This window comes from Flavobacteriales bacterium (genome assembly GCA_016779995.1).
Classification (GTDB): Bacteria; Bacteroidota; Bacteroidia; order Flavobacteriales; family UBA7312; genus UBA8444.
The window spans coordinates 29558-54740 of sequence record JADHMO010000011.1 but is presented as its reverse complement, the minus strand read 5'-3'; the positions used below and the strand labels follow the sequence as shown (position 1 = coordinate 54740).

The following is a 25183-nucleotide window of genomic DNA, read 5'->3' as shown; positions in this document are numbered from 1 at the left end:
TAACCCAACCGACTGCAGTAGTGGCTACGTTTAATGCTAGTCAAACACCATTTACAGCTTCAGCAAGTGGAGGTACGCCACCTTATACATACGAATGGTTGTATTTTGGTAATTATCAGTCTAGTGGAACGACTTTTAGCCCTACTGAAAGTGGTGAATATACTTTAGTTGTTACTGATGCTAACGATTGTGAGGGTCGTAAACTCAACACCTACAATACTGTTGATGTTTCAGAATTTGAAGATTTAGAAGTATTGATTTATCCTAACCCTGTCGGTGATTATTTTAATATTGAAATAAAATCAGAAACTAATTCAGAGGATTTCACTTTCAAATTATTAGATGCTAGGGGAAGAGTGCTTAGTCAGGATTTATTCAAAAAGTCCATTCAAGTTGACAGAAAAAATATATCACCTGGTGTTTATTTTATTCACCTTAACTCCGAGTCAAATTTCATACAACGAAAAATCATTTTTTCAGAAAAAAAATAGGCGTAAAAGCATACTAACTTTAGTCTAGAGATACCCATATTTAATTTTATGGGTATTTTTTTTTGTAAAAAAAGCTACAAATACTATTTGATAGTAAATAAAAATGATTAGATTTGCGCCCCCAAAATAGGGTAGAAACACAATATAAAACGAGAAATAGTATGCCAACTATTCAACAATTAGTAAGGAAAGGAAGGACTAAAATAACTAAAAAGTCCAAGTCAATTGCACTAGCAAGTTGCCCTCAAAGAAGAGGAGTATGTACTAGAGTTTATACAACAACTCCAAAGAAACCAAACTCAGCAATGAGAAAAGTCGCTAGGGTAAGATTAACTAACGGTAACGAAGTCAATGCCTACATTGGAGGTGAAGGACACAACTTACAAGAACACTCTATTGTGCTTGTAAGAGGTGGAAGGGTAAAAGATTTACCTGGTGTTCGTTATCACATTGTGAGAGGTGCCTTAGACACTGCTGGTGTTGATGGTAGAACACAAAGAAGGTCTAAGTATGGTACTAAACAACCTAAAAAATAATTTTAGCTTAAGTATATAAAACAATGAGAAAAAGTCCAGCTAAAAAAAGAAGATTATTGCCTGATGCAAAGTTTAATGATACTATGGTAACACAGTTCGTTAATAATATGATGTATGATGGTAAAAAATCAACAGCTTTTAAAATATTCTACGATGCTCTTGCAATTGTTGATACTCGTGTAGAAGACGAATCACCCTTAGATGTTTGGAAGAAAGCTGTCCAAAATGTAACACCTGCCGTCGAGGTAAGAAGCCGTAGAATAGGTGGTGCTACTTTTCAAATTCCACAGCCAATTAGAGATGCACGTAAATTATCTATGGCTATGAAATGGATGATTGGTTTTGCTAGAAAAAGAAACGATAAAAGCATGTGTCACAAATTAGCTGCTGAAATCGTTGCGGCATACAAAGAAGAAGGAGCAGCATTCAAGAAAAAGCAAGATACTCACAGAATGGCTGAAGCCAATAAAGCATTCTCACACTTTAGATTCTAATAAAATGGCAAAAAGAGATTTAACATTTACAAGAAATATAGGCATTGCCGCTCACATTGATGCTGGTAAGACTACTACTACCGAAAGGATTTTATACTATGGTGGTGTAAGTCATAAAATTGGAGAAGTACACGATGGTGCTGCTACAATGGATTGGATGGAGCAAGAACAAGAAAGAGGTATTACTATTACTTCTGCTGCTACTACTCTTAATTGGAATTACAGAGACAATGATTATCACGTAAATATTATTGATACTCCGGGTCACGTTGATTTTACTGTTGAGGTAAATCGTTCTCTTAGAGTATTAGATGGTTTGGTTTTCTTATTTAGTGCTGTAGATGGTGTTGAGCCTCAATCAGAAACTAACTGGAGATTAGCTGATAACTATAACGTTCCTAGAATTGGCTTTGTAAACAAGATGGATCGTCAAGGTGCTGATTTTTTAAATGTATGTCAGCAAGTAAAAGATATGTTAGGTAGTCACGCTCTACCACTTCAGATTCCAATTGGAAGTGAAGATAAATTTAGAGGTGTTGTTGACCTTATCAATTTCAAAGGGATAGTTTGGAACGAAGATGATATGGGAATGACTTATGAAGAAGTTGAAATTCCAGCAGATATCATTGATGAGGCAAGAGATTACAGAGGTAAACTTCTTGAAGCTGTTGCAGAATTTGATGACAAACTTCTTGAAAAATACTTTGAAGATGAAAACTCTCTTACAGAAAGAGAAATATTAGATGCTTTAAGACAAGCAACTATCGGAGGAAAAGTTATTCCTATGATGTGTGGTTCTGCATTTAAAAATAAAGGTGTTCAAGCTATGCTAGATATGGTAATGGAAATTCTTCCATCTCCAATTGATGCTGAAGCCATTAAAGGTACTAACCCAAAAACTGATGCTGAAGAAAGTAGAAAGCCATCTGTTGATGAGCCGTTTGCTAGTTTAGCATTTAAAATTGCAACAGACCCTTATGTAGGTAGATTATGCTTTACAAGGGCTTATTCAGGTGTTTTAGAATCGGGTTCATACGTTTTAAATACACGTACAAATAAAAAAGAGCGTATTTCTAGAATTTTCCAGATGCACGCTAACAAGCAAAATCAGATTGATCAATTACAAGCTGGTGATATAGCTGCATTAGCAGGATTTAAAGATATTAGAACGGGAGATACTCTATGTTCTGAATCTTCACCTATTGTGTTAGAATCAATGGACTTCCCAGATCCGGTAATTGGAATAGCTATTGAGCCTAAAACTCAAAAGGATATGGATAAACTTGGTGTAGCTTTAGGGAAGCTTGCTGAAGAAGATCCTACATTTACAGTTAAAACAGACGAAGATTCAGGACAAACAATTATCTCTGGTATGGGTGAGTTACACTTGGATATTATTGTTGATCGTCTGAAAAGAGAATTTGGTGTAGAGTGTAATCAAGGTGCTCCTAAAGTAGCTTACAAAGAAGCAATTACATCATCTGTATCGACAAGAGAAACATACAAAAAGCAATCTGGTGGACGTGGTAAGTTCGCTGATATTCAATTCGAGATGTCCCCAGTTGACGAGGATTTCGAAGGAGATGGATTGCAATTTGTTGACCAAATCAAAGGTGGAGCAATTCCAAAAGAATTTATTCCATCTATTGAAAAAGGATTTAAACAAGCAATGCAAAATGGTGTTTTAGCAGGTTTTGAAGTAGATTCATTAAAAGTGAGACTTTTTGATGGTTCTTTCCATGACGTGGATTCAGATCAATTATCTTTTGAGATATGTGCTAAGTTAGCATTTAAAAACGCTTGTAAAGGAGCCAATCCTGTTCTTCTAGAACCTATAATGAAAGTTGAAGTAGTTACTCCAGAGCAAAACATGGGTGATGTAGTAGCTGACCTTAACAGAAGAAGAGGTATTATGCAAGGAATGGATTCAAGAAATGGTGCTGAAGTTGTTAAAGCTCACGTGCCACTTTCTGAAATGTTTGGGTATGTCACCACATTGAGAACATTATCATCAGGTAGAGCAACATCTACAATGGAATTCTCTCATTTTTCTGAATGTCCGAAAAACGTTTCTGATGCAGTAATAGACGAAGTAAAAGGATTAAAACAAGCATAAATTCATTAAAGTAATGAGTCAAAAAATAAGAATCAAGCTTCAATCGTATGATCACAATCTAGTAGACAAGTCTGCTGAGAAGATTGTAAAAACTGTTAAATCTGCAGGTGCAGTAGTTAGTGGGCCGATTCCACTACCAACACATAAGCGTATTTATACGGTTTTGCGTTCTCCTCACGTAAACAAAAAGTCTAGAGAGCAATTTCAATTGTGCGCTCATAAAAGATTGATGGATATTTATTCTACATCATCTAATACCATCGATGCACTGATGAAATTAGAACTTCCTAGTGGAGTTGATGTTGAAATTAAAGTGTGATAGTTTAATTATAAAAACTAAAAGACAAACAAAATGTCAGGAATAATAGGAAAAAAAGTAGGTATGACAAGCTTCTTCGATGACAATGGAAAGAATATTCCTTGTACCGTAATTGAAGCTGGACCATGCGTAATTACTCAGGTTAAGACATCTGAGACGGATGGTTATAATGCACTACAACTTGGTTTTGAAGATCAAAAAGAAAGCAGAGTGAATCAACCTAAAATGGGTCACTTTAAAAAAGCTAAAGTTTCACCAAAGAAAAAGTTGGTTGAGTTTAGAGATTTTGAAGGTGAGTTTAACTTAGGCGATTCTGTTACTGTTGAAATCTTTGAGGAAGGCGAATATGTAGATGTTGTCGGAACCTCAAAAGGTAAAGGTTTTCAAGGTGTTGTTAAGAGATACAACTTTAGAGGTGTTGGTGATGCTACACACGGACAGCATAACAGAATGCGTGCTCCAGGTTCTATTGGTGCAGCTTCATACCCAGCTCGTGTATTCAAAGGAATGAGAATGGCTGGTCAAATGGGAAACAAAAGAGTTAAGGAAACTAACCTACAAGTAATGAAAGTTTTCCCTGAGAAAAATTTATTAGTAGTGAAAGGTGCTATTCCCGGAGCTAAGAACTCATATGTAATTGTAGAAAAATAATGGAGTTAGCAGTATACAATATAAGCGGTAAGAAGACTACAAAGAAAGTCAAGCTTAACAAAAATGTTTTTGGTGTAGAACCAAACAATCACGCTATCTATTTAGATGTTAAGCAGTACTTGGCTAATCAACGTCAAGGTACTCACAAGTCTAAAGAACGTGGTGAGATAACAGGATCTACTAGAAAAATTAAAAAGCAAAAAGGTACTGGTACAGCTCGTGCTGGTTCTATCAAGAATCCATTATTTAGAAGTGGTGGTCGAGTTTTTGGACCACAGCCTAGAGATTATGGTTTCAAGTTGAACAAGAAAGTAAAGAGAGTAGCTCGTGCTTCTGCTCTTACTCTAATGGCAAAAGATAATAACATTACCGTTTTAGAAGACTTTAGCTTCGACGCTCCAAAGACAAAGCAATATCTTGAGATGCTAGCTAACTTTGAGTTAAGCGGTAAAAAGACGCTTTTAATACTAAATGAGCCTAATCAGAATATCTATTTATCGGCTAGAAATTTAGATAGAACTAATGTTACTACATCAGCTAATTTGAACACTTATCAAATTATGAATGCAGGAAACATTTTAATGGTTGAGAGTTCAATCAAAGCAATTGAAAACACTTTAAGTTAAGACGATGAGTATTTTAATAAAACCAATAATAACTGAAAAAATGACTGCTGCTAGCGAGGAGTTTAATCGCTATGGATTTGTTGTTGATAGAAATGCTAACAAGATACAAATCAAAGGAGCAGTTGAAGAAGCCTATGGCGTAACTGTAGATTCAGTTAGAACAATGAATTATGCTGGTAAATCTAAAAGTCGTTTCACAAAAGCTGGAGTGATTAGTGGTAGAACAAGTCATTTTAAAAAGGCGATTGTTCAACTAGCAGAAGGAGATACAATTGATTTTTATAGCAACATCTAATTTTTAAAAAGATGGGATTAAGAAAACTAAAACCAACAACACCTGGACAGCGTTTCAAAGTAGTCAACGACTTTGAGCAATTAACAACTGGAAACAATCCAGTTAAGTCACTTATTTTGAAAAAATCAAAATCTGGTGGTAGAAATAATACAGGTAAGATGACAATGCGCCATACTGGTGGTGGTCATAAAAAGAGATATAGAGTCATTGACTTTAAAAGAAATAAGTTTGGGATTCCTGCTACAGTAAGTACTGTTGAGTACGATCCAAACAGAACTGCTTTTATTGCTCTATTAAACTATGCTGATGGTGAAAAAAGATACATCATTTGTCCTAACGGAATGAAAGTAGGTCAAACGGTAGTTTCTGGTAAAGATGCTACTCCAGAGGTTGGTAATACTCTTTATCTTTCTGATATTCCTTTAGGTGCTACTATTCACAATATCGAACTTCGTCCTGGTCAGGGTGGTGTAATGGTAAGAAGTGCAGGAGCTTATGCTCAACTTATGGCACGTGATGGTAAATATGCTATTATCAAACTGGCTTCTGGTGAAGTAAGAATGGTATTACAAACGTGTTTAGCCACTATTGGTACAGTTTCTAATTCAGAGCATAGTCTTCAAAACTCTGGTAAAGCAGGTAGAAGTCGTTGGTTAGGAAGAAGACCAAGAACTAGACCAGTAGCGATGAATCCTGTCGATCATCCAATGGGTGGTGGTGAAGGTAGAGCATCGGGTGGTCATCCAAGATCAAGAAATGGTATACCTGCTAAAGGATATAAGACACGTGCTAAAAAGAATAATTCTAACATATACATTGTCGAAAGACGTAAGAAATAAGAATAAATTATGGCTAGATCATTAAAGAAAGGTCCATTTATACACTTTAAACTTCAAAAGAAAGTTGAAAGTAACATTTCATCTGGTAAAAACAACGTCATCAAAACGTGGTCTCGTGCCTCTATGATTTCTCCAGATTTTGTTGGACAAACTATTGCGGTTCATAATGGAAGACAATTTATCCCTGTTTTCATTACTGAAAATATGGTAGGTCACAAATTAGGTGAATTTTCTCCAACTCGTACCTTTAGAGGTCACGGTGGTAACAAGAAAAAATAATAACACATGGGAGTTAGAAAAAGAAATACTGCTGAAGCATTAAAAGAGGCTCGTAAAAATGTAGCCTTCGCAAAACTTAATAATTGTCCGACATCTCCAAGAAAGATGAGATTAGTGGCTGATATTATTAGAGGAGAAGATGTTGAAAAAGCACTCAACATTTTGAAGTTTAATTCAAAAGAAGCTTCAGGCAGATTAGAAAAATTGTTGCTTTCTGCTATTGCTAATTGGGAATCTAAAAATGAAGGTTCTAACATTGAGAATAGCAACTTATATGTTAAAGAAATAACTGTAGATAGTGGTAGAATGCTAAAGCGTGTTCAACCAGCTCCTCAAGGTAGAGCTCACAGAATTAGAAAAAGATCTAATCACGTAACAATAGTATTAGGTAGTAGAATACAAGAAAACCAAGATTCATAATGGGACAAAAAACAAATCCAATAGGTAATAGATTAGGATACATCAAAGGATGGGATTCTAACTGGTATGGTGGAAGAAATTATGGTGATAAAATTGCTGAAGACAGCAAGATTCGTCAGTACATCGGCGTTAGACTTTCTAACGCAAGTGTAGCTAGAGTTGTAATTGAAAGAACTCTTAAGATGGTTACTATAACTATACACACTGCCAGACCAGGTATTATTATCGGAAAAGGTGGTCAAGAAGTTGATAAATTGAGAGAAGAGCTTAAGAAAATTACCAAGAAAGAAGTTCAAATCAACATCTTTGAAATCAAACGTCCTGAATTAGACGCTACTCTTGTAGCTGCTAGTATAGCTCGTCAAATCGAAGGAAGAATTTCTTTCCGTCGTGCTATAAAAATGGCAATTGCTAGTACTATGAGAATGGGTGCTGAAGGTATTAAAGTTAAAATCTCTGGTCGTTTAAATGGAGCAGAGATGGCACGTTCTGAAATGTTTAAAGACGGAAGAACTCCTCTTCATACGTTTAGAGCCGATATTGACTATGCTTTAGAAGAAGCACACACTACCTATGGAAGAATTGGTGTGAAAGTGTGGATTTGCAAAGGTGAAGTATACGGTGCTCGTGATTTATCGCCGAACGTTGGTTTAGCTAACAAGCCTAACGGACCAAAAAGTGGAGGCAAGTTTAAAAGAAAAAGAAAGTAATTAGATAAGATAAAAGCGTAATAAAGATATGTTACAGCCAAAGAAGACAAAGTTTAGAAAAATGCAAAAGGGCAAAATGAAAGGTTTTGCTCAGCGAGGACACCAATTATCGTTTGGTTCTTTCGGGATAAAAGCATTGGAAGAAACATGGATAACAGCTCGTCAGATAGAGGCAGCTCGTATTGCGGTAACTCGTTATATGAAAAGACAAGGGCAAGTATGGATACGTATTTTTCCAGACAAACCTGTCACATCAAAGCCTGCAGAGGTAAGAATGGGTAAAGGTAAAGGTGCTCCTGAATATTGGGCGGCAGTTGTTAGACCTGGTAGAGTACTTTTTGAATGTGAAGGCGTTTCTAAAGAAGTAGCACAAGAAGCACTTCGTTTAGCTTCTCAAAAGTTACCAATTAAAACAAAATTTGTCGTTCGTAGAGATTACGTTGAGGCTAAATAATAAATAATTATGAAACAGTCAGTTATCAAAGAAATGGCAACTAATGAGCTTGAGGCTCTGCTAGAGACAGAGAAAGCTCGTTTAGAAAAAATGAAAGTAAATCATATGGTTTCTCCTTTAGAGAACCCTAAGCAAATTACTTTTACTAGAAAAACAGTAGCTAGAATTAATACAGAATTGAGATCTAGAGAATTAATTGAAGCACAAAATTAGGAAGAAATGAGAAACCTAAGAAAAGAAAGAATCGGTGTTGTAACAAGTAACAAAATGGACAAGTCTATTGTTGTTTCTGTTGTAAGAAAAGAAAAACACCCACTTTACGGAAAATTCGTTATGAAGACTAGTAAGTTTACTGCTCATGATGAAAAAAATGACTGCAATAGTGGTGATACCGTAAAAATTATGGAAACTCGTCCAATCAGTAAAAACAAGTGTTGGAGATTAGTTGAAATTATAGAAAGAGCTAAATAAGATGATACAACAAGAAAGTAGATTAAAAGTAGCCGACAATTCTGGTGCTAAAGAAGTACTTTGTATTAAAGTCCTTGGTGGTTCAAAAAGAAGATATGCTTCAATTGGTGATACTATAGTAGTCACTGTAAAAGATGCCATACCTTCAGGAAACATTAAGAAAGGTACTGTAGTCAAGGCAGTTGTCGTAAGAACTAGAAAAGAAACACGTCGTCCTGATGGTTCATACATACGCTTTGATGACAATGCCTGTGTATTATTAAACCCAACTGGAGAGATGAGAGGTACACGTATCTTTGGACCTGTTTCTAGAGAATTAAGAGATAAACAATTTATGAAAATTGTATCATTAGCGCCTGAGGTGCTTTAATATAAATACTATTATGTCGAAGTTACACATAAAAAAAGGAGATACTGTAAAGGTTATTGCTGGAAACTCTAAAGGACAAGAGGGTAAAGTAATAGAGGTTATTATTTCTAAATCTAGAGCTCTAGTTGAAGGAGTAAATATGGTCTCCAAGCATACAAAGCCTAATGCAGCTAGTCCACAAGGTGGAATTATCAAAAAAGAATCTTCTATTCATATTTCTAACTTAATGTTAGTTGATCCTAAATCTGGTGATGCTACTCGTATAGGAAGAAAGATAGACGATAAAACAGGAAAATTAACACGTTATTCTAAAAAATCAGGGGAGGTAATTAAGTAATGTATACACCTAGATTAAAAACAAAGTATTCAGAGGAAATTGTAGCTAGGCTACTAGAGAAGTACTCTTACAAATCAGTAATGCAAGTGCCAAAACTTGAAAAGATTTGTTTAAACCAAGGTTTAGGAGATGCTGTTACTGACAAAAAGATGGTAGATCAAGCTTGCGATGAGATGACATTAATCACTGGTCAAAAAGCCGTTGCAACGAAGTCAAAAAAGGATATTTCTAACTTTAAATTAAGAAAAGGAATGCCAATTGGTGCTCGTGTAACATTGAGAGGTGATAAAATGTACGAATTCTTAGATCGTTTTATAACTTCTTCATTACCTAGAGTACGTGACTTCAGAGGTATCAATCCAAAAGGATTCGATGGTAGAGGAAACTATAATTTAGGAATTAAAGAACAAATCATATTTCCTGAAATCGATATCGATAAAGTAAATAAAATAACAGGTATGGATATCACTTTTGTGACATCAGCACCTACTGATGAAGAAGCAATGAGTCTATTAACAGAATTTGGTTTACCATTTAAAAAATAAGTTATGGCTAAAGAATCAATGAAGGCAAGAGAAGTAAAGCGTCAAAAGCTTGTCGAAAAGTACGCAGAAAAAAGAGCAGCTTTAAAAGCAGCAGGTGATTATGAAGCATTACAGAAGCTTCCTAAAAACGCTTCTCCTGTTAGACTACACAACAGATGTAAATTAACTGGTCGTCCAAAAGGATATATGCGTCAGTTTGGTATTTCTAGAGTTACCTTTAGAGAAATGGCTAATCAAGGCCTTATACCAGGAGTAAAGAAAGCAAGTTGGTAATTAGATAAAATTAGAAAATGTATACAGATCCAATAGCAGATTATTTGACGCGTATTAGAAACGCAGCAAAAGCAGGACATAAAGTCGTTATGATTCCTTCTTCTAACACAAAGAAGGAAATGACTAAGATTTTAAAAGACAAAGGTTATATTCTAAACTACAAGTTTGAAGAAGATAACAAACAAGGAATGATTAAAATAGCCCTTAAATACAACGGGTCAACTCCTGCGTTCAAGAAAATTGAGCGTATTAGTAAGCCTGGTTTGAGAAAATATGCCAACAAAGAAACTATGCCTAGAGTACTTAACGGTTTAGGTATCGCTATTCTTTCTACTTCTAAAGGTGTTATTACTGACAAAGAAGCAAAGAATTTAAATGTTGGTGGCGAAGTATTATGCTACGTTTATTAATAAGAATAATAAAGATAAGAAATGTCTAGAATAGGAAATAACCCCATTGAATTGCCACAAGGAGTGACTATCACTCTTGCAGAAAACAATTCAGTACTTGTAAAAGGTAAACTTGGTGAATTATCAAAAACCTTTCACGCTGATTTATCGGTTAATGTAGAAGAAAACTCTGTTACAGTAAACCGTCCTTCAGATAGTAAGGAGCACAAATCTTTTCATGGTCTTACACGATCACTATTAAACAACATGGTAATTGGTGTGTCGGAAGGATTTAAAAAAGAATTAGAGCTTGTTGGTGTAGGTTATCGTGCAAGTAACTCAGGACAAAAATTAGAATTAGCATTAGGTTTTTCACACAATGTAATCTTTGAAATTCCTGCTGAAGTAAAAGTTGAAACACTTTCTGAAAAAGGTAAAAACCCAATTATTACTTTAACCTCTATGGATAACCAATTACTAGGGGCTGTTGCCGCTAAGATTCGTTCTCTTAGAAAGCCTGAGCCATACAAAGGAAAAGGAATTAAGTATGTTGGAGAGCAATTAAGAAGAAAAGCTGGTAAAACTGCTGCTAAATAAAAATTAAAAATTTTATAGAAACATGGCGTTTTCAAAAGAATCGAGAAGAAATAAAATTAGAAGAAGAGTAAGAGCTACTATCTCTGGTACATCAGAGATGCCAAGACTTGCTGTTTTTAGAAGTAATAAAGAAATCTATGCACAGTTAATCAATGACATTGATGGTAAAACTATTGCTGCTGCTTCTTCTAAAGATATAAAAGGCACTAAAATTGAACAAGCGGGTGCTGTTGGTAAGGCTATTGCCGAAAAAAGTATTGCTGCTGGAGTATCAAAAGTTGTTTTTGATAGAGGTGGATACCTTTACCATGGTAGAGTTAAGGCTTTAGCTGAGGGTGCTCGTGAATCAGGTTTAAAATTTTAAGAAATAAAATATGTCAGATATTAAAAGAGTAAAAGCAAGCGACATCGAGTTAGCAGACAGACTAGTTGGGATACAACGTGTAACCAAAGTAACTAAAGGTGGTCGTACATTCAGTTTTTCTGCAATTGTGGTTGTAGGAGATGGTAATGGTATCGTCGGTCATGGTTTAGGTAAATCTCAGGAGGTTACAGTTGCTATTAGCAAAGCTATTGATTCTGCTAAAAAGAATTTGGTTAAAGTTCCTGTTCAAAATGGTACTATACCTCACGAACAAGAAGCCAAGTATTCAGGTTCTCAAGTGCTTATCAAGCCTGCTTCAAATGGTACTGGTGTTAAAGCCGGTGGTGCGATGCGTGCCGTATTAGAAAGTGCTGGAGTACACGATGTACTAGCTAAATCTAAAGGCTCATCAAATCCTCACAACTTAGTGAAAGCTACAATGAAAGCTTTGACTGAATTAAGAGATGCAAAACAAGTTGCTTCACAAAGAGGTGTGAATTTAGAAACAGTTTTTAACGGATAAAAATTATACTGATGGCTAAAATCAGAGTTACGCAAGTAAAAAGTAAAATAGGCAGACCTGAAAGACAAAAGAGAACAATGTTAGCTTTAGGTTTGAAAAAAATGAACCAAACAGTTGAGCATGAGGCAACTCCTCAAGTGTTGGGTATGGTAAAAAAAGTAGCGCACCTTTTAAAGGTCGAAGAAGTAAAATAAATTAAAGATGGATTTAAGTAATCTTACTCCTGCAAAAGGATCAATTAAAAATAGAAAAAGAATCGCCAGAGGTGAAGGTTCTAAAAAAGGTGGTACTTCAACAAGAGGTCACAAAGGAGCTAAATCTCGTTCTGGATATTCAAGAAAGATAGGTTTTGAAGGTGGTCAAATGCCGCTTCAAAGAAGAGTCCCTAAATTCGGATTTACCAATCCTAACAGAAAAGAGTTTAGAGGTGTTAATTTACATACTCTTCAAACCTTAGTTGACAATAAAAAAGTAAAAGACACAATAGATTTAGAGATCCTTATTGCTAATGGATTAGCACATAAAAATGACCTTGTAAAAATCTTAGGTAGAGGTGAGCTAAAGGCTAAATTGAACGTTACTGTTCATGGTTTTTCTGCTAGTGCAAAATCTGCTATTGAATCTGCTGGTGGTACAGCTACCACACTGTAATATAGAACTATGAAGAATCTAATCACTACATTAAAAAATATCTGGAAGATAGAGGACCTAAGAACTAGAATTCTAGTTACTTTAGGTTTTATACTTATCTATCGATTAGGAGCTCAAGTTCCATTACCAGGTATTGACGCTAGCGTTTTAGCAGCAGCTAATGAGGCTAGTGGTGGTCCTGATGGATTATTAGGACTTTTAAACCTATTTACTGGTGGAGCATTTGCTCAAGCTTCTATCTTTGCTCTAGGAATTATGCCATACATCTCTGCATCAATTGTTATTCAATTGATGGGTATAGCTGTGCCATATTTCCAGAAACTACAAAGAGAAGGTGAAAGTGGTAGAAGAAAAATCAATAATATAACACGTTATTTAACAATTCTTATTACTGCTTTCCAAGCTCCAGGCTTTGTAGCTAATCTAAAAAGCCAATGGTTAAATAAGCCTATTCAAATGGCTGATGGTACTTTCGGATATGTCTTTGCCAATAACGAGGCATCTATTATGTTTACAATAATGTCTGTGCTTGTGCTTGTAACAGGAACCATGTTTGTAATGTGGTTAGGTGAAAAGATAACAGACAGAGGTATAGGTAATGGTATATCACTTATCATTATGATAGGTATTATTGCAGCCTTACCAGGCTCTTTATTTGCTGAATTTGCAGCCGCTTTAGAAAGTCAAGGTGGTGGTTTAGTAATTTTCCTGATAGAGATATTAGCACTTATGTTAGTTATTCTTGTTAGTATCTTACTAGTGCAAGGAACAAGACGAATACCAGTCAACTTTGCTAAAAGAGTAGTCGGTAATAAACAATACGGTGGTGTGCGTCAGTACATCCCTTTGAAAGTAAACGCATCAGGAGTAATGCCAATTATCTTTGCTCAAGCGATTATGTTTGTTCCAATTACCTTGGTTGGTTTTTCAGAATCGGAAACATTACAAGGTTTTGCAGCAGCATTTACTGATTTTGCAGGATTTTGGTACAATTTAGTTTTCTTCTTAATGATTGTAATATTCACATATTTTTACACTGCTATTACGGTTAATCCGAAACAAATGGCAGACGATATGAAGAAAAACGGTGGTTTCATTCCAGGAGTTAAGCCAGGTCGTAAGACTGCTGAATTCTTAGACGATGCCATGTCAAAAATTACCTTGCCAGGTTCTTTATTCTTAGCATTTGTAGCTATTCTTCCTGCATTTGCTATGCAATTTGGTGTTAATCAAGGATTTGCCCAATTTTATGGTGGTACATCTTTATTAATTATGGTGGGGGTAGTGTTGGATACACTACAACAAATTGAAAGTCACTTATTAATGCGTCATTATGACGGATTAACGAGTACTGGAAGAATAAAAGGAAAGTCATCAGGAATGATGGGACAATAAAACGGATTCGATGATCTTTATTAAGACCGACGAAGAAGTTGAATTGATAAGAAAAAGTTCTTTACTTGTTGCAAAGGCACACGCCGAGGTTGCCAAAATGATTGAGCCAGGAGTTACAACTCTACAACTTGATCAACGTGCTGAAGAGTACATACTTGATAACGGAGGCGTACCAGCTTTTAAAGGATACAATGGGTTTCCGAACACATTGTGTATGTCGCCAGATAGTCAAGTGGTGCACGGTATACCGAATGACGAACCTCTTAAAGAAGGTTCTATTTTATCGGTAGATTGTGGTGTATTGATGAATGGTTTTTATGGTGACTCTGCATATACTTATGCTATAGGTAATATAGATGCAGAAACTCAAAAGCTGTTAGATGTGACCAAAGATTGCTTGTATAAAGGAATTGAACAAGCTATTGTAGGAAACCGAGTTGGAGATATCAGTCATGCTGTTCAACAACATGCAGAATCTCATAATTACGGAGTCGTACGAGAGCTGGTCGGTCACGGAGTGGGTGAACATTTACATGAAAGCCCAGAAGTGCCAAATTATGGTAAACGTGGACGTGGTCCTAAGTTACAAAATGGGTTAGTCATAGCTATAGAGCCAATGATTAATATGGGAGTAAAAAATATCCGTCAGCATTCTGATGGTTGGACAATTACTACTGCTGATAACAAACCATCAGCACATTTTGAGCACACCATAGTAGTAAGACAAGGAAAAGCTGATATCTTATCAAGTTTTGAATGGATAGAAAAAGAATTGAATAAAAAATAAAAATGGCCAAACAGGCACACATAGAACAAGATGGAGTAATCACTCAAGCCCTCTCTAACGCAATGTTTAGAGTAGAGCTAGAGAATGGACATATCATTACAGCCCATATATCGGGAAAAATGAGAAAGTTTTACATCAAGTTATTGCCTGGGGATAAAGTAAAATTAGAAATGTCGCCATACGATTTAACAAAAGGAAGAATAACTTACAGATACTAAGAAAATGAAAGTTAGAGCATCATTAAAAAAGAGAAGTGAAGATTGCAAAATCGTTCGAAGAAAAGGACGCTTATATGTAATCAATAAAAAGAATCCTAAGTTTAAACAACGTCAAGGTTAATTTAAAAAATAGTAAATGGCTAGAATTGCAGGTATCGATTTACCAAAAAACAAAAGAGGCGTAATAGGTCTTACATACATCTACGGTATAGGATCTAGTGTCGCTAAAAACATCTTAGATAAAGCTGGGATTGATCACAGCGTAAAAGTTCAGGATTGGAACGATAAACAACTATCTGATATTCGTCAAATTATTGGTGACGAAGTGAAAGTTGAAGGAGAGTTACGTTCTGAAACACAAATGAACATTAAGCGATTGATGGATATCGGTTGTAACAGAGGTATTCGTCATCGTGTAGGTTTACCTTTAAGAGGTCAACGAACTAAGAACAATTCCAGAACTCGTAAAGGAAGAAGAAAAACAGTAGCTAACAAGAAAAAAGCTACTAAATAATAAAAACTGAGATATGGCTAAATCAAATCAGAAAAAAAGAACTGTAAAAGTGGAAGCAGTAGGACAAGCACACATCCAAGCTACTTTCAACAATATCATTATTTCTTTGACTAACAATCAAGGTCAAGTAATTTCTTGGTCGTCAGCAGGGAAAATGGGTTTTAGAGGTTCAAAGAAAAATACTCCTTATGCTGCTCAAACGGCTGCTGAAGACTGTGCTGCAAGAGCTCATGAAGCAGGGTTAAGAAAAGTAAAAGTATTTGTAAAAGGTCCAGGTTCAGGAAGAGAATCTGCTATAAGAACTTTACACAATAGTGGTATTGTGGTTACAGAAATAGTAGATATTACACCGATACCACATAACGGCTGTCGTCCTCCTAAAAGACGTAGAGTATAATTACAAAGAATTAAGATAAACATTTAAGAAATGGCAAGATACAGAGGTCCACAATCAAAAATTGCAAGACGATTCAACGAACCTATTTTTGGTCCTGATAAGGCTTTAGAAAGAAAAAACTATGGTCCTGGACAACACGGAAATAATAGAAGGTCTAAGAAATCGGAATATGCTGGTCAGTTAGCTGAAAAGCAAAAGGCTAAGTACACATACGGTATCTTAGAAAAGCAATTTTCTAACTTATTTAAAGAAGCTTCAAGAAGAAAAGGTATTACCGGTGAAATTCTTTTACAGCTTTGTGAGGCTCGTCTAGATAATATCGTTTATAGATTGGGCATTGCCCCTACACGTAGAGCATCAAGACAATTGGTTACACACAGACACATCACTGTAAATGGAAAAACTATGAACATTCCATCTTACTCAGTAAATGTAGGTGATGTAATCGCTGTACGTGAAAAATCAAAATCATTAGAGGTTATAACTAACTCTCTAGTTAATTCAAATGAAAGATGTGAATATGTTGAGTGGAATCCAGATTTAATGTCTGGTAAGCTTTTAGCCGTGCCACAGAGAGAGCAAATTGCTGAAAACATAAAAGAACAACTTATCGTTGAATTATATTCTAAATAATAACTAAATCACCCTATTGATATGTCAATATTAGATTTTCAAAGACCAGACAAAGTTTACATGATAGAGTCAACAGACTTTCATGGTAACTTCGAATTCAGACCACTAGAACCAGGATATGGTTTAACTATTGGAAACGCTCTAAGAAGAGTACTACTTTCTTCTTTGGAAGGATTTGCTATCACTTCAATAAAAATTGAAGGTGTAGAGCACGAGTTCTCATCTATTAAAGGTGTTGTAGAAGATGTTACAGAAATGATTCTGAACTTAAAACAAATTCGCCTTAAGCAACAAATAGAAGACGATAATTCAGAGAAAGTTCAAGTGAAAATTGGTGGTAAAGATCAACTTACTGCAGGTGATATAGGAAAGAGTTTAACTTCTTTTCAGATATTAAACCCTGAGTTGGTTATCTGTAACATGGATAAATCAGTTGAAATTGAAATGGAACTTACTATTGAAAAAGGTAGAGGTTACATTCCTTCTGAAGAAAACAAAAAAGTTACTGCTCCATTAGGAACAATTTTCATTGATTCAATTTTTACACCTATAAAAAATGTAAAATTTGGCGTTGAGAACTTCCGTGTTGAGCAAAAAACAGATTATGAGAAGTTAGTATTCGAAATCCTTACTGACGGTTCAATTCACCCTAAAGATGCTTTAACTGAAGCTGCTAAAATTCTAATTCAGCACTTTATGTTGTTCGCTGATGAAAATGTATCATTCGAGCAAACGGAGTCTGATAGCTCTCACGAGTTTGATGAAGACACACTTCACATGCGTCAATTACTTAAAACAAAATTAACAGACCTAGAATTATCGGTTAGAGCTTTGAATTGCTTGAAGACTGCCGAGGTTGAAACTTTAGGCGAGTTAGTTTCTTTTAACAAGTCAGATTTATTGAAGTTTAGAAACTTTGGTAAGAAATCATTGACTGAGTTAGAAGAAATGGTTTTGGTCAAAGGTTTAAACTTTGGAATGGATGTAGCTAAATTTAATTTAGATAAGGAATAGTAAAATGAGACACGGAAAGAAATTTAATCATTTAGGTAGAAAAACAGCGCACAGAAAAGCTATGCTTTCGAATATGGCTTGTTCGCTTATCGAACACAAGCGTATCAAAACTACCGTAGCAAAAGCTAAAGCACTAAGAAAGTTTGTTGAACCTCTAATCACTAAGTCTAAAACAGACACTACACATTCTAGAAGAATTGTTTTTAGTCACCTTAGACAAAAAGAAGTTGTTACTGAATTATTCGGAGATGTTGCATCTAAGGTAGCTACAAGAAATGGAGGTTATACAAGAATTCTTAGAACAGGTAATCGTTTAGGTGATAATGCCGAAATGTGTTTAATAGAGCTTGTTGATTATAACGAAACCTATGTTACAGACAAGCCTACGAAAAAGGCAAAATCTACTAGACGTTCAGGTGGTGCTAAGAAAGCCTCTGCCGCTACACCAGCTGTAGAAGAAGCAGTAGTTGTTGAAGAAACTACATCTGAAGAAACAGTAGTAGAGGAAACAAAAACTGAAGAAGTAGTAGCAGAAACAACAGAAACACCAGCTGCTGAAGTAGTAGAAGAAGAAAAAGCTGAAGCTACAGAAGAAACTTCTGAAGTTAAGGAAGAAGAAACTAAAGAAGAAAACAACGCCGAAGATAATGAGACAAAAAGTGAGTAATCTCACATATCTGTCTTAAATACTAAATCAAGGGATAGGCGTTAGCGTTTTATCCCTTTTTTTTTATTTTTATGAAGATGAAATACAAAAGTAAATCAGACGCCGTTCTTTTATTGGAAGATGGAACCGTCTTTTTTGGAAAATCTGCAGGTATGACTGGTACAGCTACTGGTGAGATTTGCTTTAATACTGGAATGACAGGCTATCAAGAAATATTCACTGACCCATCTTATTTTGGGCAAATTATGTTGACTACTAATGCCCATATTGGTAATTATGGTATTCATAGTGATGAGGTAGAATCGGACAGAATGAAAATTTCAGGATTGATTTGTAAGAACTATAACCTGAATTATTCAAGACCTGATGCTGAGGAATCCATTCAAGACTATTTTGAGTCTGAAGAAATGGTAGCTATTTCGGATGTTGATACTAGAGCTTTAGTTAGACATATAAGGGATAAAGGAGCAATGAATGGAATTATTTCTTCAGAAACTACTGATATTGAGACTCTTAAGGAAAAATTAAATCAAGTGCCTTCAATGGAAGGATTGCAGTTATGCGATAAAGTTTCTACAACAACACCTTATTTTTTTGGTGATGAAAATGCTAAATTTAAAGTAGCCGTATTAGATTTTGGAGTCAAAAGAAATATTTTAAAATGTTTGGCTGATAGAGGATGTTATTTAAAAGTATTCCCTTATAATACACCATTTGAAGAATTGGAATCTTGGAGTCCTGATGGATACTTTCTGTCAAATGGACCAGGAGATCCATCTGTAATGCCTGAAGTTATTGAAAATGTAAAAAAGATTACTAACACTATGTTTCCAGTCTTTGGTATTTGTTTAGGTCATCAAGCTCTAGCAATTTCAGAAGGTATTTCGACCTACAAAATGCATAATGGTCACAGAGGAATAAACCACCCTGTACAGAATCTAGAAACAGGTAAGTGTGAAGTAACTTCTCAAAATCATGGTTTTGGTATAAAAGCCGAAGATGTTGAAAAGCATTCTAATGTAGAAGCAACACACATTAATTTAAATGATAAAACAGTTGAAGGTATAAAAATCAATGATAAAAATGCTTTCTCAGTTCAATATCACCCTGAGTCGTCGCCTGGTCCACACGATTCAAGATATTTATTTGACCACTTTATTAACCTAATACAAGAACACAAAAAGTAATGAGTAGAATAGTCGCAATACATGCAAGACAAATTTTAGATTCAAGAGGTAATCCTACTGTTGAGGCAGATGTAATCACTGAGAACGGAATAATGGGTAGAGCAGCAGTACCATCAGGCGCATCTACCGGAAAACACGAGGCGGTTGAGTTAAGAGATGGTGATAAAGGTGTTTATGTAGGTAAAGGTGTTTTAAAAGCAGTACATAATGTAAATACTGCAATTGCCGAAGAATTAAAAGGTATGTACGTCAGTGATCAGGCTTCTATTGATTCTGCTATGATTCGTTTAGATGGTACAGAAAATAAAGCAAATTTAGGTGCTAATGCAATGTTGGCTGTATCTATGGCAGTAGCAAAAGCAGCGGCTCAAGAGAATGGACAGTTGCTATTCAATTATATAGGAGGAATTAATGCACGTACACTTCCTATTCCTATGATGAATATTTTGAATGGTGGTTCGCATGCAGATAATAGTATCGACTTTCAAGAATTTATGGTTATGCCGGTAGGGGCTAATTCTTTTAGTGAAGCTTTAAGAATGGGAACAGAAGTTTTTCATAACTTGAAAGAAGTATTGAAGTCAAAAGGATTTTCTACAAATGTTGGAGATGAGGGTGGTTTTGCACCAAATTTAGGCTCTAATGTTGAGGCTGTAGAAACGGTTCTACAAGCGATAGAAAAAGCAGGTTACAAGCCTGGTGATGATATGTATATAGCTATGGATGCAGCTGCTTCAGAATTTTATAATGCGGAAGAGAATGTATACCATTTCCACCAATCGACAGGTGATAAATTAACACCATCAGAAATGGTTGGCTATTGGAAAGAATGGTCTGAAAAGTATCCTATTCTATCAATAGAAGATGGTTTGGATGAAGACGATTGGGACGGTTGGAAACAACTTACAGATACTATTGGAGATAATGTTCAATTAGTAGGAGATGATTTATTTGTTACAAATGTGAAACGTCTATCGAAAGGTATTGACTCTGGAGTAGCAAACTCTATACTAGTAAAAGTAAATCAAATTGGTACTTTAACCGAGACAATGGAAGCAGTAGAGATGGCTCAAATGAACTCATACACTTCAGTAATGAGCCACCGTTCAGGTGAAACAGAAGATACTACTATTGCAGATTTATCAGTAGCATTAAGTACTGGGCAAATTAAAACTGGTTCTGCTTCTCGTTCGGATAGAATGGCGAAGTACAATCAGTTGCTAAGAATTGAAGAAGTGTTAGGTGACGAAGCGAAATATTTGGGAAAATCATTTAAGTTTTTAAAATAAAAATTATGTCAGACAAAGCTGAATTACATTACAACGGGAAAGTGTATCAACTACCAATAATAGAAGGTACACAAAATGAAAAAGCCTTAGATATTAGCCGATTAAGAGGTGAATCAGGACTTATAACATTAGATAAAGGGTTTAAAAATACTGGATCTACTGAAAGTGCTATCACTTTTCTTAATGGTGAAGAAGGCATTTTAAAATACCGTGGTTATTCTATTGAAGAACTAGCCGATAAATCAAGCTTTGTTGAGGTGTCTTACCTTTTGATATACGGCGAGTTGCCAACCACTGAGCAACTTAATTCTTTTCAAGAAGAGATTACTAACCATACCTTAGTACACGAAGATGTAAAATCTATTTTAGATGGTTTTCCTTCCAAGTCTCACCCAATGGGAGTGCTATCATCTTTAGTATCTTCTTTGACAGCTTTTTACCCTATGTCATTAGATCCTAATCGTTCAGTTAGTGAAGTAAATGGAACAATCATTCGATTATTGGCCAAGCTACCAACTCTTGCAGCTTGGAGTTATAAAAATAGAATGCGTCAACCGGTTGTCTATCCTAACAACAGTTTAGACTATTGTTCTAATTTTTTAAGAATGATGTTTGCTATACCTACTGAAGATTATCAAATCAATCCAGTTGTATCTAAGGCTCTTGACAGATTATTAATACTTCATGCTGATCATGAGCAAAACTGTTCAGCATCTACTGTCCGTATTGTAGGTTCATCACATGCAAGTTTATATACATCAGTATCAGCAGGTATAGCTGCTTTATGGGGACCCTTACATGGTGGTGCAAATCAAGCTGTTATTGAAATGTTGGAAAGCATTAGAGCAGATGGTGGTAATGTCGAAAAATACGTTGCAAGAGCAAAGGATAAATCAGATTCTTTCCGATTAATGGGATTTGGTCACAGAGTTTATAAGAACTTTGATCCAAGAGCTACTATTATTAAGAAAGCTGCAGATGATGTTTTAAAAGAATTAGGAGTTGATGACCCTGTTTTAGACATCGCCAAGAAATTAGAAGAAATAGCTCTTAACGATGAATATTTTGTAGCAAGAGGATTATATCCAAATGTAGATTTTTATTCAGGAATCATTTACAGAGCATTAGGTATACCTACCGATATGTTCACTGTTATGTTTGCCCTCGGAAGACTTCCAGGTTGGATAGCACAATGGAAAGAAATGAGAGAGAATAATGAACCTATTGGACGCCCTCGTCAAGTATATACTGGTTATACTTCAAGAGATTACGTTACTATTGATAAACGTTAAAAATTGATTAATAATAACTATTAAAAAAAGGTCGTCATATAAGACGACCTTTTTTTATTTTTGTACCATGGCTTACAAATCGATAAAAGATTGTGTTTTAGACTTGGAAAAAAATGGTATGCTCTTCCGTATTAAGGAAGAAGTAGACCCTGATTTGGAGATGTCAGCAATCCATCAAATAGTTTTTAAAAATCATAAAAAAGCAGTTTTATTTGAAAACGTAAAGGGTAGTCGTTTTGCAGCAGTTTCTAACTTGTTTGCTACTTTAGAACAGAGCCAGTTTATTTTTCGTGATACTCTAAAGCCTGTAAAAGGTTTAGTTTCTTTAAAAGCAAATCCGGCAAACTTTTTCAAAACTCCACTAGCATTGATAGGTTCTGTAACTCATGCGCCTTATGCACTACCTATAAAGCATAGATCTCATCACTTTGAAGAAATTCAAATTGAAGATATTCCTCAAATTAAATGTTGGCCAATGGACGGAGGTCCATTTGTAACCTTACCACAAGTATATTCTGAAGATATAGACAAGCCCGGTATAATGAACTCAAATCTTGGAATGTATAGAATTCAATTGGGAGGAAATGATTATGTTCAGAATAAGGAAATTGGCTTACACTATCAAATACATCGTGGAATAGGTGTGCATCAGTCCAAAGCAAATGCAAAAGGTCAGCCACTTAAAGTTAGTATTTTCGTGGGAGGTCCACCAGCACATAGTTTGGCTGCTGTAATGCCATTACCAGAGGGTATGAGTGAGATGACCTTTGCAGGAATTATGGGAGGTAGAAATTTTAGATATGTCGTAAAAGATGGATATACCTTATCTAAAGATGCTGATTTTGTAATTTGTGGAGAGATAAATGCTAATGACGTAAAGCCAGAAGGCCCTTTTGGTGACCACCTTGGTTATTATAGCTTAACACATGATTTTCCAGTTATGAAAATTCATAAGGTTTATGCTAAAAAAGATGCTATTTGGCCATTTACAGTTGTTGGAAGACCTCCTCAAGAGGATAGCCAGTTTGGCGCATTAATTCATGATATCACAGACGGGATTATTCCTACTGAAATACCAGGTTTAAAAGCTGTAAATGCTGTCGATGAGGCTGGTGTACATCCTTTATTGTTGGCTATTGGTAGTGAACGTTATACCCCTTATCAAAAGACAAGAAGACCACAAGAGTTACTTACTATCGCTAATCATATTTTAGGTAAAGGTCAATTGAGTTTAGCTAAGTATTTATTTATAGTAGCTCAAGAGGACGATGCTAACTTAGACGTTCAGAATGAGTACGATTACTTCCAACATTTATTCTCAAGAGTTGATTGGTCTAGGGATTTACACTTCCAAACCAAAACTACTATGGACACTCTAGATTATAGCAGCACCGGAGACATTAATGAGGGTTCAAAAGTAGTTTGTGCTGCAGTAGGAGAGAAGAAACGTGAATTGTGTAAGGATTTATCTAATTTATCCCTAGATGATGGTTTAAAGCCTCATTTAGTTATGCCCGGTGTATTGGTAGTAGAGTCCGAAGACGTTGAGTCTGTAAAGTCTAAACTAGAGCATTTAGAATTAGAGGGTATAGCACTAATTACTTTGGTAGACGATTCAGCCTTTGTAGCCGAAGACATTAGCAATTGGTTATGGGTTACTTTTACTCGCTCAAATCCTTCTGAAGATATCTTTGGATTGGAGGAAGGAATTCAAAACAAACATTGGTATTGTAGAATACCAATAATTGACGCCAGAGTCAAGCCTCATCATGCTCCAGCTATGCACATGCCTGATGAAATTGTACAGATAGCACATCAAAAGATAAACAACGCATTATGAGAAAAAAGATATTACTTCTAGGTTCTGGAGAATTAGGTAAGGAGTTGGTTATTGCTTTGCAACGATTAGGACAATACATTATTGCAGTAGATAATTACGAAAATGCCCCTGCTATGCAAGTAGCTCATGAGTTTGAAGTGATTGATATGTTAGATGGAGATGCCCTTGATGCTTTGGTAGAAAAACACCAACCTGACTTGATAGTCCCTGAAGTAGAATCCATTCGTACAGAGCGATTTTATGACTACGAAAAACAAGGTTTCAAAGTAATTCCATCGGCAAAGGCGGCTAACTTTACTATGAATAGAAAAGCTATAAGAGATTTAGCAGCTCAAGAGCTTGGAGTAAAAACAGCAAAATACCGTTACGCTACTAGTTATGAAGAATTAAAAAAAGGTGTTGAGGTATGTGGCTTGCCGTGTGTAGTTAAACCATTAATGTCTAGTTCGGGTAAAGGTCAATCTATTATAAAATCCCAATCGGATATTCAAACGGCTTGGAATTATGCTATGGAAGGTTCAAGAGGCGATTTGAAAGAAGTCATTGTTGAAGAATTTATTGATTTTGATTTTGAAATTACACTACTTACCTTAACTCAAGATAACGGAAATACTCTTTTTTGTCCACCAATTGGTCACAGACAGGAACGAGGCGACTATCAAGAAAGTTGGCAGCCAATGTCTATGAATGATATTCATCTCAAAGAAGCTCAAGAAATGGCTGAAAAAGTAACTACAGCTTTACAGGGGGCAGGTATTTGGGGAGTAGAATTTTTTATTGGCAAATCAGGTGTTTATTTTTCTGAGCTTTCTCCACGTCCACACGATACAGGTATGGTTACTTTAGCTAACACTCAAAATTTCTCAGAATTTGAATTACATGCTAGAGCTATACTAGGAATTCCAGTACAAGAAATTAAATTGTTAAAAAATGGTGCTAGTGCTGTTATTTTAGCTGATAAAGACAATTCTTCTTTACCTATTTTTTCAGGCTTAGAAAAAGCTTCTTCTTTACCAGATTCTGATTTTATGATTTTTGGTAAGCCAACTTCACGTCCTTACAGACGAATGGCTGTAGCACTTTCTTATGGAATATCGGAGAGTACAGAAAGTTTAGTTGAAAGAGCTAAACAAATTGCTGATATTATTTCTGTTGATTAAGTTCTTTAATTTGAAATTATTTTCCTTGATTTTAGGAGAA

Annotated in this window: 39 protein-coding genes; all 39 read left to right on the top strand. The window is 35.5% G+C overall.

Annotated elements, in window-relative coordinates; translation table 11 throughout:
* Window positions 1–491 (top strand): T9SS type A sorting domain-containing protein (locus tag ISP71_07315; protein MBL6663894.1); only part of this gene is annotated, 491 nt, incomplete at its 5' end.
* 161 nt (window positions 492–652) lie between these two features.
* Window positions 653–1027, top strand: coding sequence for a 30S ribosomal protein S12 (locus ISP71_07310; protein MBL6663893.1), 375 nt, complete (start codon window positions 653–655; stop codon window positions 1025–1027).
* A 23-nt stretch (window positions 1028–1050) separates the two neighbouring features.
* Entirely contained in the window at window positions 1051–1521 is a 471-nt protein-coding gene (rpsG, locus tag ISP71_07305) for a 30S ribosomal protein S7 (protein ID MBL6663892.1), read from the top strand.
* Between the two features lie 4 nt (window positions 1522–1525).
* Window positions 1526–3637 carry an elongation factor G gene (gene fusA, locus ISP71_07300; GenBank protein ID MBL6663891.1) on the top strand — a complete coding sequence of 704 codons (2112 nt, stop codon included), beginning with the start codon at window positions 1526–1528 and terminating at the stop codon, window positions 3635–3637.
* Window positions 3638–3650: 13 nt separating this feature from the next.
* A complete protein-coding gene (gene rpsJ / locus ISP71_07295; GenBank protein MBL6663890.1) occupies window positions 3651–3956 on the top strand; it encodes a 30S ribosomal protein S10 in 306 nt (101 codons plus the stop codon).
* A gap of 33 nt (window positions 3957–3989) precedes the next feature.
* Window positions 3990–4607 (top strand): 50S ribosomal protein L3, encoded by a 618-nt coding sequence (gene rplC, locus ISP71_07290; GenBank protein ID MBL6663889.1) that lies wholly within the window; start codon window positions 3990–3992, stop codon window positions 4605–4607.
* A complete protein-coding gene (rplD, locus tag ISP71_07285) occupies window positions 4607–5233 on the top strand; it encodes a 50S ribosomal protein L4 (GenBank protein ID MBL6663888.1) in 627 nt (208 codons plus the stop codon). The genes rplC and rplD overlap by 1 nt, the downstream gene beginning before the upstream one ends.
* Window positions 5234–5237: 4 nt before the next feature.
* Window positions 5238–5528 carry a 50S ribosomal protein L23 gene (gene rplW, locus ISP71_07280; GenBank protein ID MBL6663887.1) on the top strand — a complete coding sequence of 97 codons (291 nt, stop codon included), beginning with the start codon at window positions 5238–5240 and terminating at the stop codon, window positions 5526–5528.
* Between the two features lie 11 nt (window positions 5529–5539).
* The gene (gene rplB, locus ISP71_07275) at window positions 5540–6367 is read left to right on the top strand and encodes a 50S ribosomal protein L2 (protein ID MBL6663886.1); all 828 of its coding nucleotides are present in this window, start codon (window positions 5540–5542) and stop codon (window positions 6365–6367) included.
* Between the two features lie 9 nt (window positions 6368–6376).
* The gene (rpsS, locus tag ISP71_07270) at window positions 6377–6646 is read left to right on the top strand and encodes a 30S ribosomal protein S19 (protein ID MBL6663885.1); all 270 of its coding nucleotides are present in this window, start codon (window positions 6377–6379) and stop codon (window positions 6644–6646) included.
* Window positions 6647–6652: 6 nt separating this feature from the next.
* The gene (gene rplV, locus ISP71_07265; protein MBL6663884.1) at window positions 6653–7066 is read left to right on the top strand and encodes a 50S ribosomal protein L22; all 414 of its coding nucleotides are present in this window, start codon (window positions 6653–6655) and stop codon (window positions 7064–7066) included.
* Window positions 7066–7776, top strand: coding sequence for a 30S ribosomal protein S3 (gene rpsC, locus ISP71_07260; GenBank protein ID MBL6663883.1), 711 nt, complete (start codon window positions 7066–7068; stop codon window positions 7774–7776). The genes rplV and rpsC overlap by 1 nt, the downstream gene beginning before the upstream one ends.
* A 28-nt stretch (window positions 7777–7804) precedes the next feature.
* Window positions 7805–8230 carry a 50S ribosomal protein L16 gene (gene rplP / locus ISP71_07255; GenBank protein MBL6663882.1) on the top strand — a complete coding sequence of 142 codons (426 nt, stop codon included), beginning with the start codon at window positions 7805–7807 and terminating at the stop codon, window positions 8228–8230.
* A gap of 9 nt (window positions 8231–8239) precedes the next feature.
* Complete coding sequence (gene rpmC, locus ISP71_07250; protein ID MBL6663881.1) at window positions 8240–8443, top strand: 50S ribosomal protein L29; 204 nt, start codon at window positions 8240–8242, stop codon at window positions 8441–8443.
* 6 nt (window positions 8444–8449) lie between these two features.
* On the top strand, window positions 8450–8701 hold the full coding sequence (rpsQ, locus tag ISP71_07245; protein ID MBL6663880.1) for a 30S ribosomal protein S17: 252 nt from the start codon (window positions 8450–8452) through the stop codon (window positions 8699–8701).
* A gap of 1 nt (window position 8702) precedes the next feature.
* On the top strand, window positions 8703–9071 hold the full coding sequence (rplN, locus tag ISP71_07240) for a 50S ribosomal protein L14 (protein ID MBL6663879.1): 369 nt from the start codon (window positions 8703–8705) through the stop codon (window positions 9069–9071).
* A 13-nt stretch (window positions 9072–9084) separates the two neighbouring features.
* A complete protein-coding gene (gene rplX / locus ISP71_07235; protein ID MBL6663878.1) occupies window positions 9085–9408 on the top strand; it encodes a 50S ribosomal protein L24 in 324 nt (107 codons plus the stop codon).
* Entirely contained in the window at window positions 9408–9953 is a 546-nt protein-coding gene (gene rplE / locus ISP71_07230) for a 50S ribosomal protein L5 (protein ID MBL6663877.1), read from the top strand. Before rplX ends, rplE begins: the two co-directional genes overlap by 1 nt.
* A gap of 3 nt (window positions 9954–9956) precedes the next feature.
* Window positions 9957–10226, top strand: coding sequence for a 30S ribosomal protein S14 (gene rpsN, locus ISP71_07225; GenBank protein MBL6663876.1), 270 nt, complete (start codon window positions 9957–9959; stop codon window positions 10224–10226).
* A gap of 17 nt (window positions 10227–10243) precedes the next feature.
* Window positions 10244–10636, top strand: coding sequence for a 30S ribosomal protein S8 (gene rpsH, locus ISP71_07220; GenBank protein MBL6663875.1), 393 nt, complete (start codon window positions 10244–10246; stop codon window positions 10634–10636).
* A 21-nt stretch (window positions 10637–10657) separates the two neighbouring features.
* On the top strand, window positions 10658–11212 hold the full coding sequence (rplF, locus tag ISP71_07215; protein MBL6663874.1) for a 50S ribosomal protein L6: 555 nt from the start codon (window positions 10658–10660) through the stop codon (window positions 11210–11212).
* Between the two features lie 22 nt (window positions 11213–11234).
* Window positions 11235–11576 carry a 50S ribosomal protein L18 gene (gene rplR, locus ISP71_07210; protein MBL6663873.1) on the top strand — a complete coding sequence of 114 codons (342 nt, stop codon included), beginning with the start codon at window positions 11235–11237 and terminating at the stop codon, window positions 11574–11576.
* Window positions 11577–11586: 10 nt separating this feature from the next.
* Window positions 11587–12099, top strand: a complete 513-nt coding sequence (gene rpsE, locus ISP71_07205; protein MBL6663872.1) for a 30S ribosomal protein S5 — start codon at window positions 11587–11589, stop codon at window positions 12097–12099.
* Between the two features lie 11 nt (window positions 12100–12110).
* A complete protein-coding gene (gene rpmD, locus ISP71_07200; GenBank protein MBL6663871.1) occupies window positions 12111–12293 on the top strand; it encodes a 50S ribosomal protein L30 in 183 nt (60 codons plus the stop codon).
* Window positions 12294–12300: 7 nt separating this feature from the next.
* Window positions 12301–12750: a 50S ribosomal protein L15 gene (rplO, locus tag ISP71_07195; GenBank protein ID MBL6663870.1), complete on the top strand. Its 450-nt coding sequence runs from the start codon at window positions 12301–12303 to the stop codon at window positions 12748–12750.
* Window positions 12751–12759: 9 nt separating this feature from the next.
* Window positions 12760–14145: a preprotein translocase subunit SecY gene (gene secY, locus ISP71_07190; protein ID MBL6663869.1), complete on the top strand. Its 1386-nt coding sequence runs from the start codon at window positions 12760–12762 to the stop codon at window positions 14143–14145.
* Between the two features lie 10 nt (window positions 14146–14155).
* Window positions 14156–14932: a type I methionyl aminopeptidase gene (gene map / locus ISP71_07185; GenBank protein MBL6663868.1), complete on the top strand. Its 777-nt coding sequence runs from the start codon at window positions 14156–14158 to the stop codon at window positions 14930–14932.
* 2 nt (window positions 14933–14934) lie between these two features.
* Window positions 14935–15150, top strand: a complete 216-nt coding sequence (gene infA, locus ISP71_07180) for a translation initiation factor IF-1 (GenBank protein ID MBL6663867.1) — start codon at window positions 14935–14937, stop codon at window positions 15148–15150.
* 4 nt (window positions 15151–15154) lie between these two features.
* Window positions 15155–15271, top strand: coding sequence for a 50S ribosomal protein L36 (rpmJ, locus tag ISP71_07175; GenBank protein ID MBL6663866.1), 117 nt, complete (start codon window positions 15155–15157; stop codon window positions 15269–15271).
* Window positions 15272–15286: 15 nt separating this feature from the next.
* Window positions 15287–15664: a 30S ribosomal protein S13 gene (gene rpsM / locus ISP71_07170; GenBank protein ID MBL6663865.1), complete on the top strand. Its 378-nt coding sequence runs from the start codon at window positions 15287–15289 to the stop codon at window positions 15662–15664.
* Window positions 15665–15677: 13 nt separating this feature from the next.
* The gene (gene rpsK / locus ISP71_07165; GenBank protein MBL6663864.1) at window positions 15678–16061 is read left to right on the top strand and encodes a 30S ribosomal protein S11; all 384 of its coding nucleotides are present in this window, start codon (window positions 15678–15680) and stop codon (window positions 16059–16061) included.
* A gap of 30 nt (window positions 16062–16091) precedes the next feature.
* Window positions 16092–16694, top strand: a complete 603-nt coding sequence (gene rpsD, locus ISP71_07160; protein ID MBL6663863.1) for a 30S ribosomal protein S4 — start codon at window positions 16092–16094, stop codon at window positions 16692–16694.
* 21 nt (window positions 16695–16715) lie between these two features.
* Window positions 16716–17708: a DNA-directed RNA polymerase subunit alpha gene (locus tag ISP71_07155; GenBank protein ID MBL6663862.1), complete on the top strand. Its 993-nt coding sequence runs from the start codon at window positions 16716–16718 to the stop codon at window positions 17706–17708.
* Between the two features lie 4 nt (window positions 17709–17712).
* The gene (gene rplQ, locus ISP71_07150; protein MBL6663861.1) at window positions 17713–18375 is read left to right on the top strand and encodes a 50S ribosomal protein L17; all 663 of its coding nucleotides are present in this window, start codon (window positions 17713–17715) and stop codon (window positions 18373–18375) included.
* Window positions 18376–18452: 77 nt separating this feature from the next.
* Window positions 18453–19562 carry a glutamine-hydrolyzing carbamoyl-phosphate synthase small subunit gene (carA, locus tag ISP71_07145; GenBank protein MBL6663860.1) on the top strand — a complete coding sequence of 370 codons (1110 nt, stop codon included), beginning with the start codon at window positions 18453–18455 and terminating at the stop codon, window positions 19560–19562.
* Window positions 19562–20851 carry a phosphopyruvate hydratase gene (eno, locus tag ISP71_07140; GenBank protein MBL6663859.1) on the top strand — a complete coding sequence of 430 codons (1290 nt, stop codon included), beginning with the start codon at window positions 19562–19564 and terminating at the stop codon, window positions 20849–20851. The genes carA and eno overlap by 1 nt, the downstream gene beginning before the upstream one ends.
* Window positions 20852–20856: 5 nt before the next feature.
* On the top strand, window positions 20857–22143 hold the full coding sequence (locus tag ISP71_07135; GenBank protein ID MBL6663858.1) for a citrate synthase: 1287 nt from the start codon (window positions 20857–20859) through the stop codon (window positions 22141–22143).
* A 67-nt stretch (window positions 22144–22210) separates the two neighbouring features.
* Window positions 22211–23983: a UbiD family decarboxylase gene (locus ISP71_07130; GenBank protein MBL6663857.1), complete on the top strand. Its 1773-nt coding sequence runs from the start codon at window positions 22211–22213 to the stop codon at window positions 23981–23983.
* Entirely contained in the window at window positions 23980–25143 is a 1164-nt protein-coding gene (purT, locus tag ISP71_07125; GenBank protein ID MBL6663856.1) for a formate-dependent phosphoribosylglycinamide formyltransferase, read from the top strand. Before ISP71_07130 ends, purT begins: the two co-directional genes overlap by 4 nt.
* Window positions 25144–25183 lie beyond the last annotated feature (40 nt).

What these genes read in the sequence shown, in the direction of transcription:
- ISP71_07310 (MBL6663893.1), top strand. Translation starts at nt 653, where the DNA reads ATGCCAACTATTCAACAATTAGTAAGGAAAGGAAGGACTAAAATAACT.
- rpsG (MBL6663892.1), top strand. Translation starts at nt 1,051, where the DNA reads ATGAGAAAAAGTCCAGCTAAAAAAAGAAGATTATTGCCTGATGCAAAG.
- fusA (MBL6663891.1), top strand. Translation starts at nt 1,526, where the DNA reads ATGGCAAAAAGAGATTTAACATTTACAAGAAATATAGGCATTGCCGCT.
- rpsJ (MBL6663890.1), top strand. Translation starts at nt 3,651, where the DNA reads ATGAGTCAAAAAATAAGAATCAAGCTTCAATCGTATGATCACAATCTA.
- rplC (MBL6663889.1), top strand. Translation starts at nt 3,990, where the DNA reads ATGTCAGGAATAATAGGAAAAAAAGTAGGTATGACAAGCTTCTTCGAT.
- rplD (MBL6663888.1), top strand. Translation starts at nt 4,607, where the DNA reads ATGGAGTTAGCAGTATACAATATAAGCGGTAAGAAGACTACAAAGAAA.
- rplW (MBL6663887.1), top strand. Translation starts at nt 5,238, where the DNA reads ATGAGTATTTTAATAAAACCAATAATAACTGAAAAAATGACTGCTGCT.
- rplB (MBL6663886.1), top strand. Translation starts at nt 5,540, where the DNA reads ATGGGATTAAGAAAACTAAAACCAACAACACCTGGACAGCGTTTCAAA.
- rpsS (MBL6663885.1), top strand. Translation starts at nt 6,377, where the DNA reads ATGGCTAGATCATTAAAGAAAGGTCCATTTATACACTTTAAACTTCAA.
- rplV (MBL6663884.1), top strand. Translation starts at nt 6,653, where the DNA reads ATGGGAGTTAGAAAAAGAAATACTGCTGAAGCATTAAAAGAGGCTCGT.
- rpsC (MBL6663883.1), top strand. Translation starts at nt 7,066, where the DNA reads ATGGGACAAAAAACAAATCCAATAGGTAATAGATTAGGATACATCAAA.
- rplP (MBL6663882.1), top strand. Translation starts at nt 7,805, where the DNA reads ATGTTACAGCCAAAGAAGACAAAGTTTAGAAAAATGCAAAAGGGCAAA.
- rpmC (MBL6663881.1), top strand. Translation starts at nt 8,240, where the DNA reads ATGAAACAGTCAGTTATCAAAGAAATGGCAACTAATGAGCTTGAGGCT.
- rpsQ (MBL6663880.1), top strand. Translation starts at nt 8,450, where the DNA reads ATGAGAAACCTAAGAAAAGAAAGAATCGGTGTTGTAACAAGTAACAAA.
- rplN (MBL6663879.1), top strand. Translation starts at nt 8,703, where the DNA reads ATGATACAACAAGAAAGTAGATTAAAAGTAGCCGACAATTCTGGTGCT.
- rplX (MBL6663878.1), top strand. Translation starts at nt 9,085, where the DNA reads ATGTCGAAGTTACACATAAAAAAAGGAGATACTGTAAAGGTTATTGCT.
- rplE (MBL6663877.1), top strand. Translation starts at nt 9,408, where the DNA reads ATGTATACACCTAGATTAAAAACAAAGTATTCAGAGGAAATTGTAGCT.
- rpsN (MBL6663876.1), top strand. Translation starts at nt 9,957, where the DNA reads ATGGCTAAAGAATCAATGAAGGCAAGAGAAGTAAAGCGTCAAAAGCTT.
- rpsH (MBL6663875.1), top strand. Translation starts at nt 10,244, where the DNA reads ATGTATACAGATCCAATAGCAGATTATTTGACGCGTATTAGAAACGCA.
- rplF (MBL6663874.1), top strand. Translation starts at nt 10,658, where the DNA reads ATGTCTAGAATAGGAAATAACCCCATTGAATTGCCACAAGGAGTGACT.
- rplR (MBL6663873.1), top strand. Translation starts at nt 11,235, where the DNA reads ATGGCGTTTTCAAAAGAATCGAGAAGAAATAAAATTAGAAGAAGAGTA.
- rpsE (MBL6663872.1), top strand. Translation starts at nt 11,587, where the DNA reads ATGTCAGATATTAAAAGAGTAAAAGCAAGCGACATCGAGTTAGCAGAC.
- rpmD (MBL6663871.1), top strand. Translation starts at nt 12,111, where the DNA reads ATGGCTAAAATCAGAGTTACGCAAGTAAAAAGTAAAATAGGCAGACCT.
- rplO (MBL6663870.1), top strand. Translation starts at nt 12,301, where the DNA reads ATGGATTTAAGTAATCTTACTCCTGCAAAAGGATCAATTAAAAATAGA.
- secY (MBL6663869.1), top strand. Translation starts at nt 12,760, where the DNA reads ATGAAGAATCTAATCACTACATTAAAAAATATCTGGAAGATAGAGGAC.
- map (MBL6663868.1), top strand. Translation starts at nt 14,156, where the DNA reads ATGATCTTTATTAAGACCGACGAAGAAGTTGAATTGATAAGAAAAAGT.
- infA (MBL6663867.1), top strand. Translation starts at nt 14,935, where the DNA reads ATGGCCAAACAGGCACACATAGAACAAGATGGAGTAATCACTCAAGCC.
- rpmJ (MBL6663866.1), top strand. Translation starts at nt 15,155, where the DNA reads ATGAAAGTTAGAGCATCATTAAAAAAGAGAAGTGAAGATTGCAAAATC.
- rpsM (MBL6663865.1), top strand. Translation starts at nt 15,287, where the DNA reads ATGGCTAGAATTGCAGGTATCGATTTACCAAAAAACAAAAGAGGCGTA.
- rpsK (MBL6663864.1), top strand. Translation starts at nt 15,678, where the DNA reads ATGGCTAAATCAAATCAGAAAAAAAGAACTGTAAAAGTGGAAGCAGTA.
- rpsD (MBL6663863.1), top strand. Translation starts at nt 16,092, where the DNA reads ATGGCAAGATACAGAGGTCCACAATCAAAAATTGCAAGACGATTCAAC.
- ISP71_07155 (MBL6663862.1), top strand. Translation starts at nt 16,716, where the DNA reads ATGTCAATATTAGATTTTCAAAGACCAGACAAAGTTTACATGATAGAG.
- rplQ (MBL6663861.1), top strand. Translation starts at nt 17,713, where the DNA reads ATGAGACACGGAAAGAAATTTAATCATTTAGGTAGAAAAACAGCGCAC.
- carA (MBL6663860.1), top strand. Translation starts at nt 18,453, where the DNA reads ATGAAATACAAAAGTAAATCAGACGCCGTTCTTTTATTGGAAGATGGA.
- eno (MBL6663859.1), top strand. Translation starts at nt 19,562, where the DNA reads ATGAGTAGAATAGTCGCAATACATGCAAGACAAATTTTAGATTCAAGA.
- ISP71_07135 (MBL6663858.1), top strand. Translation starts at nt 20,857, where the DNA reads ATGTCAGACAAAGCTGAATTACATTACAACGGGAAAGTGTATCAACTA.
- ISP71_07130 (MBL6663857.1), top strand. Translation starts at nt 22,211, where the DNA reads ATGGCTTACAAATCGATAAAAGATTGTGTTTTAGACTTGGAAAAAAAT.
- purT (MBL6663856.1), top strand. Translation starts at nt 23,980, where the DNA reads ATGAGAAAAAAGATATTACTTCTAGGTTCTGGAGAATTAGGTAAGGAG.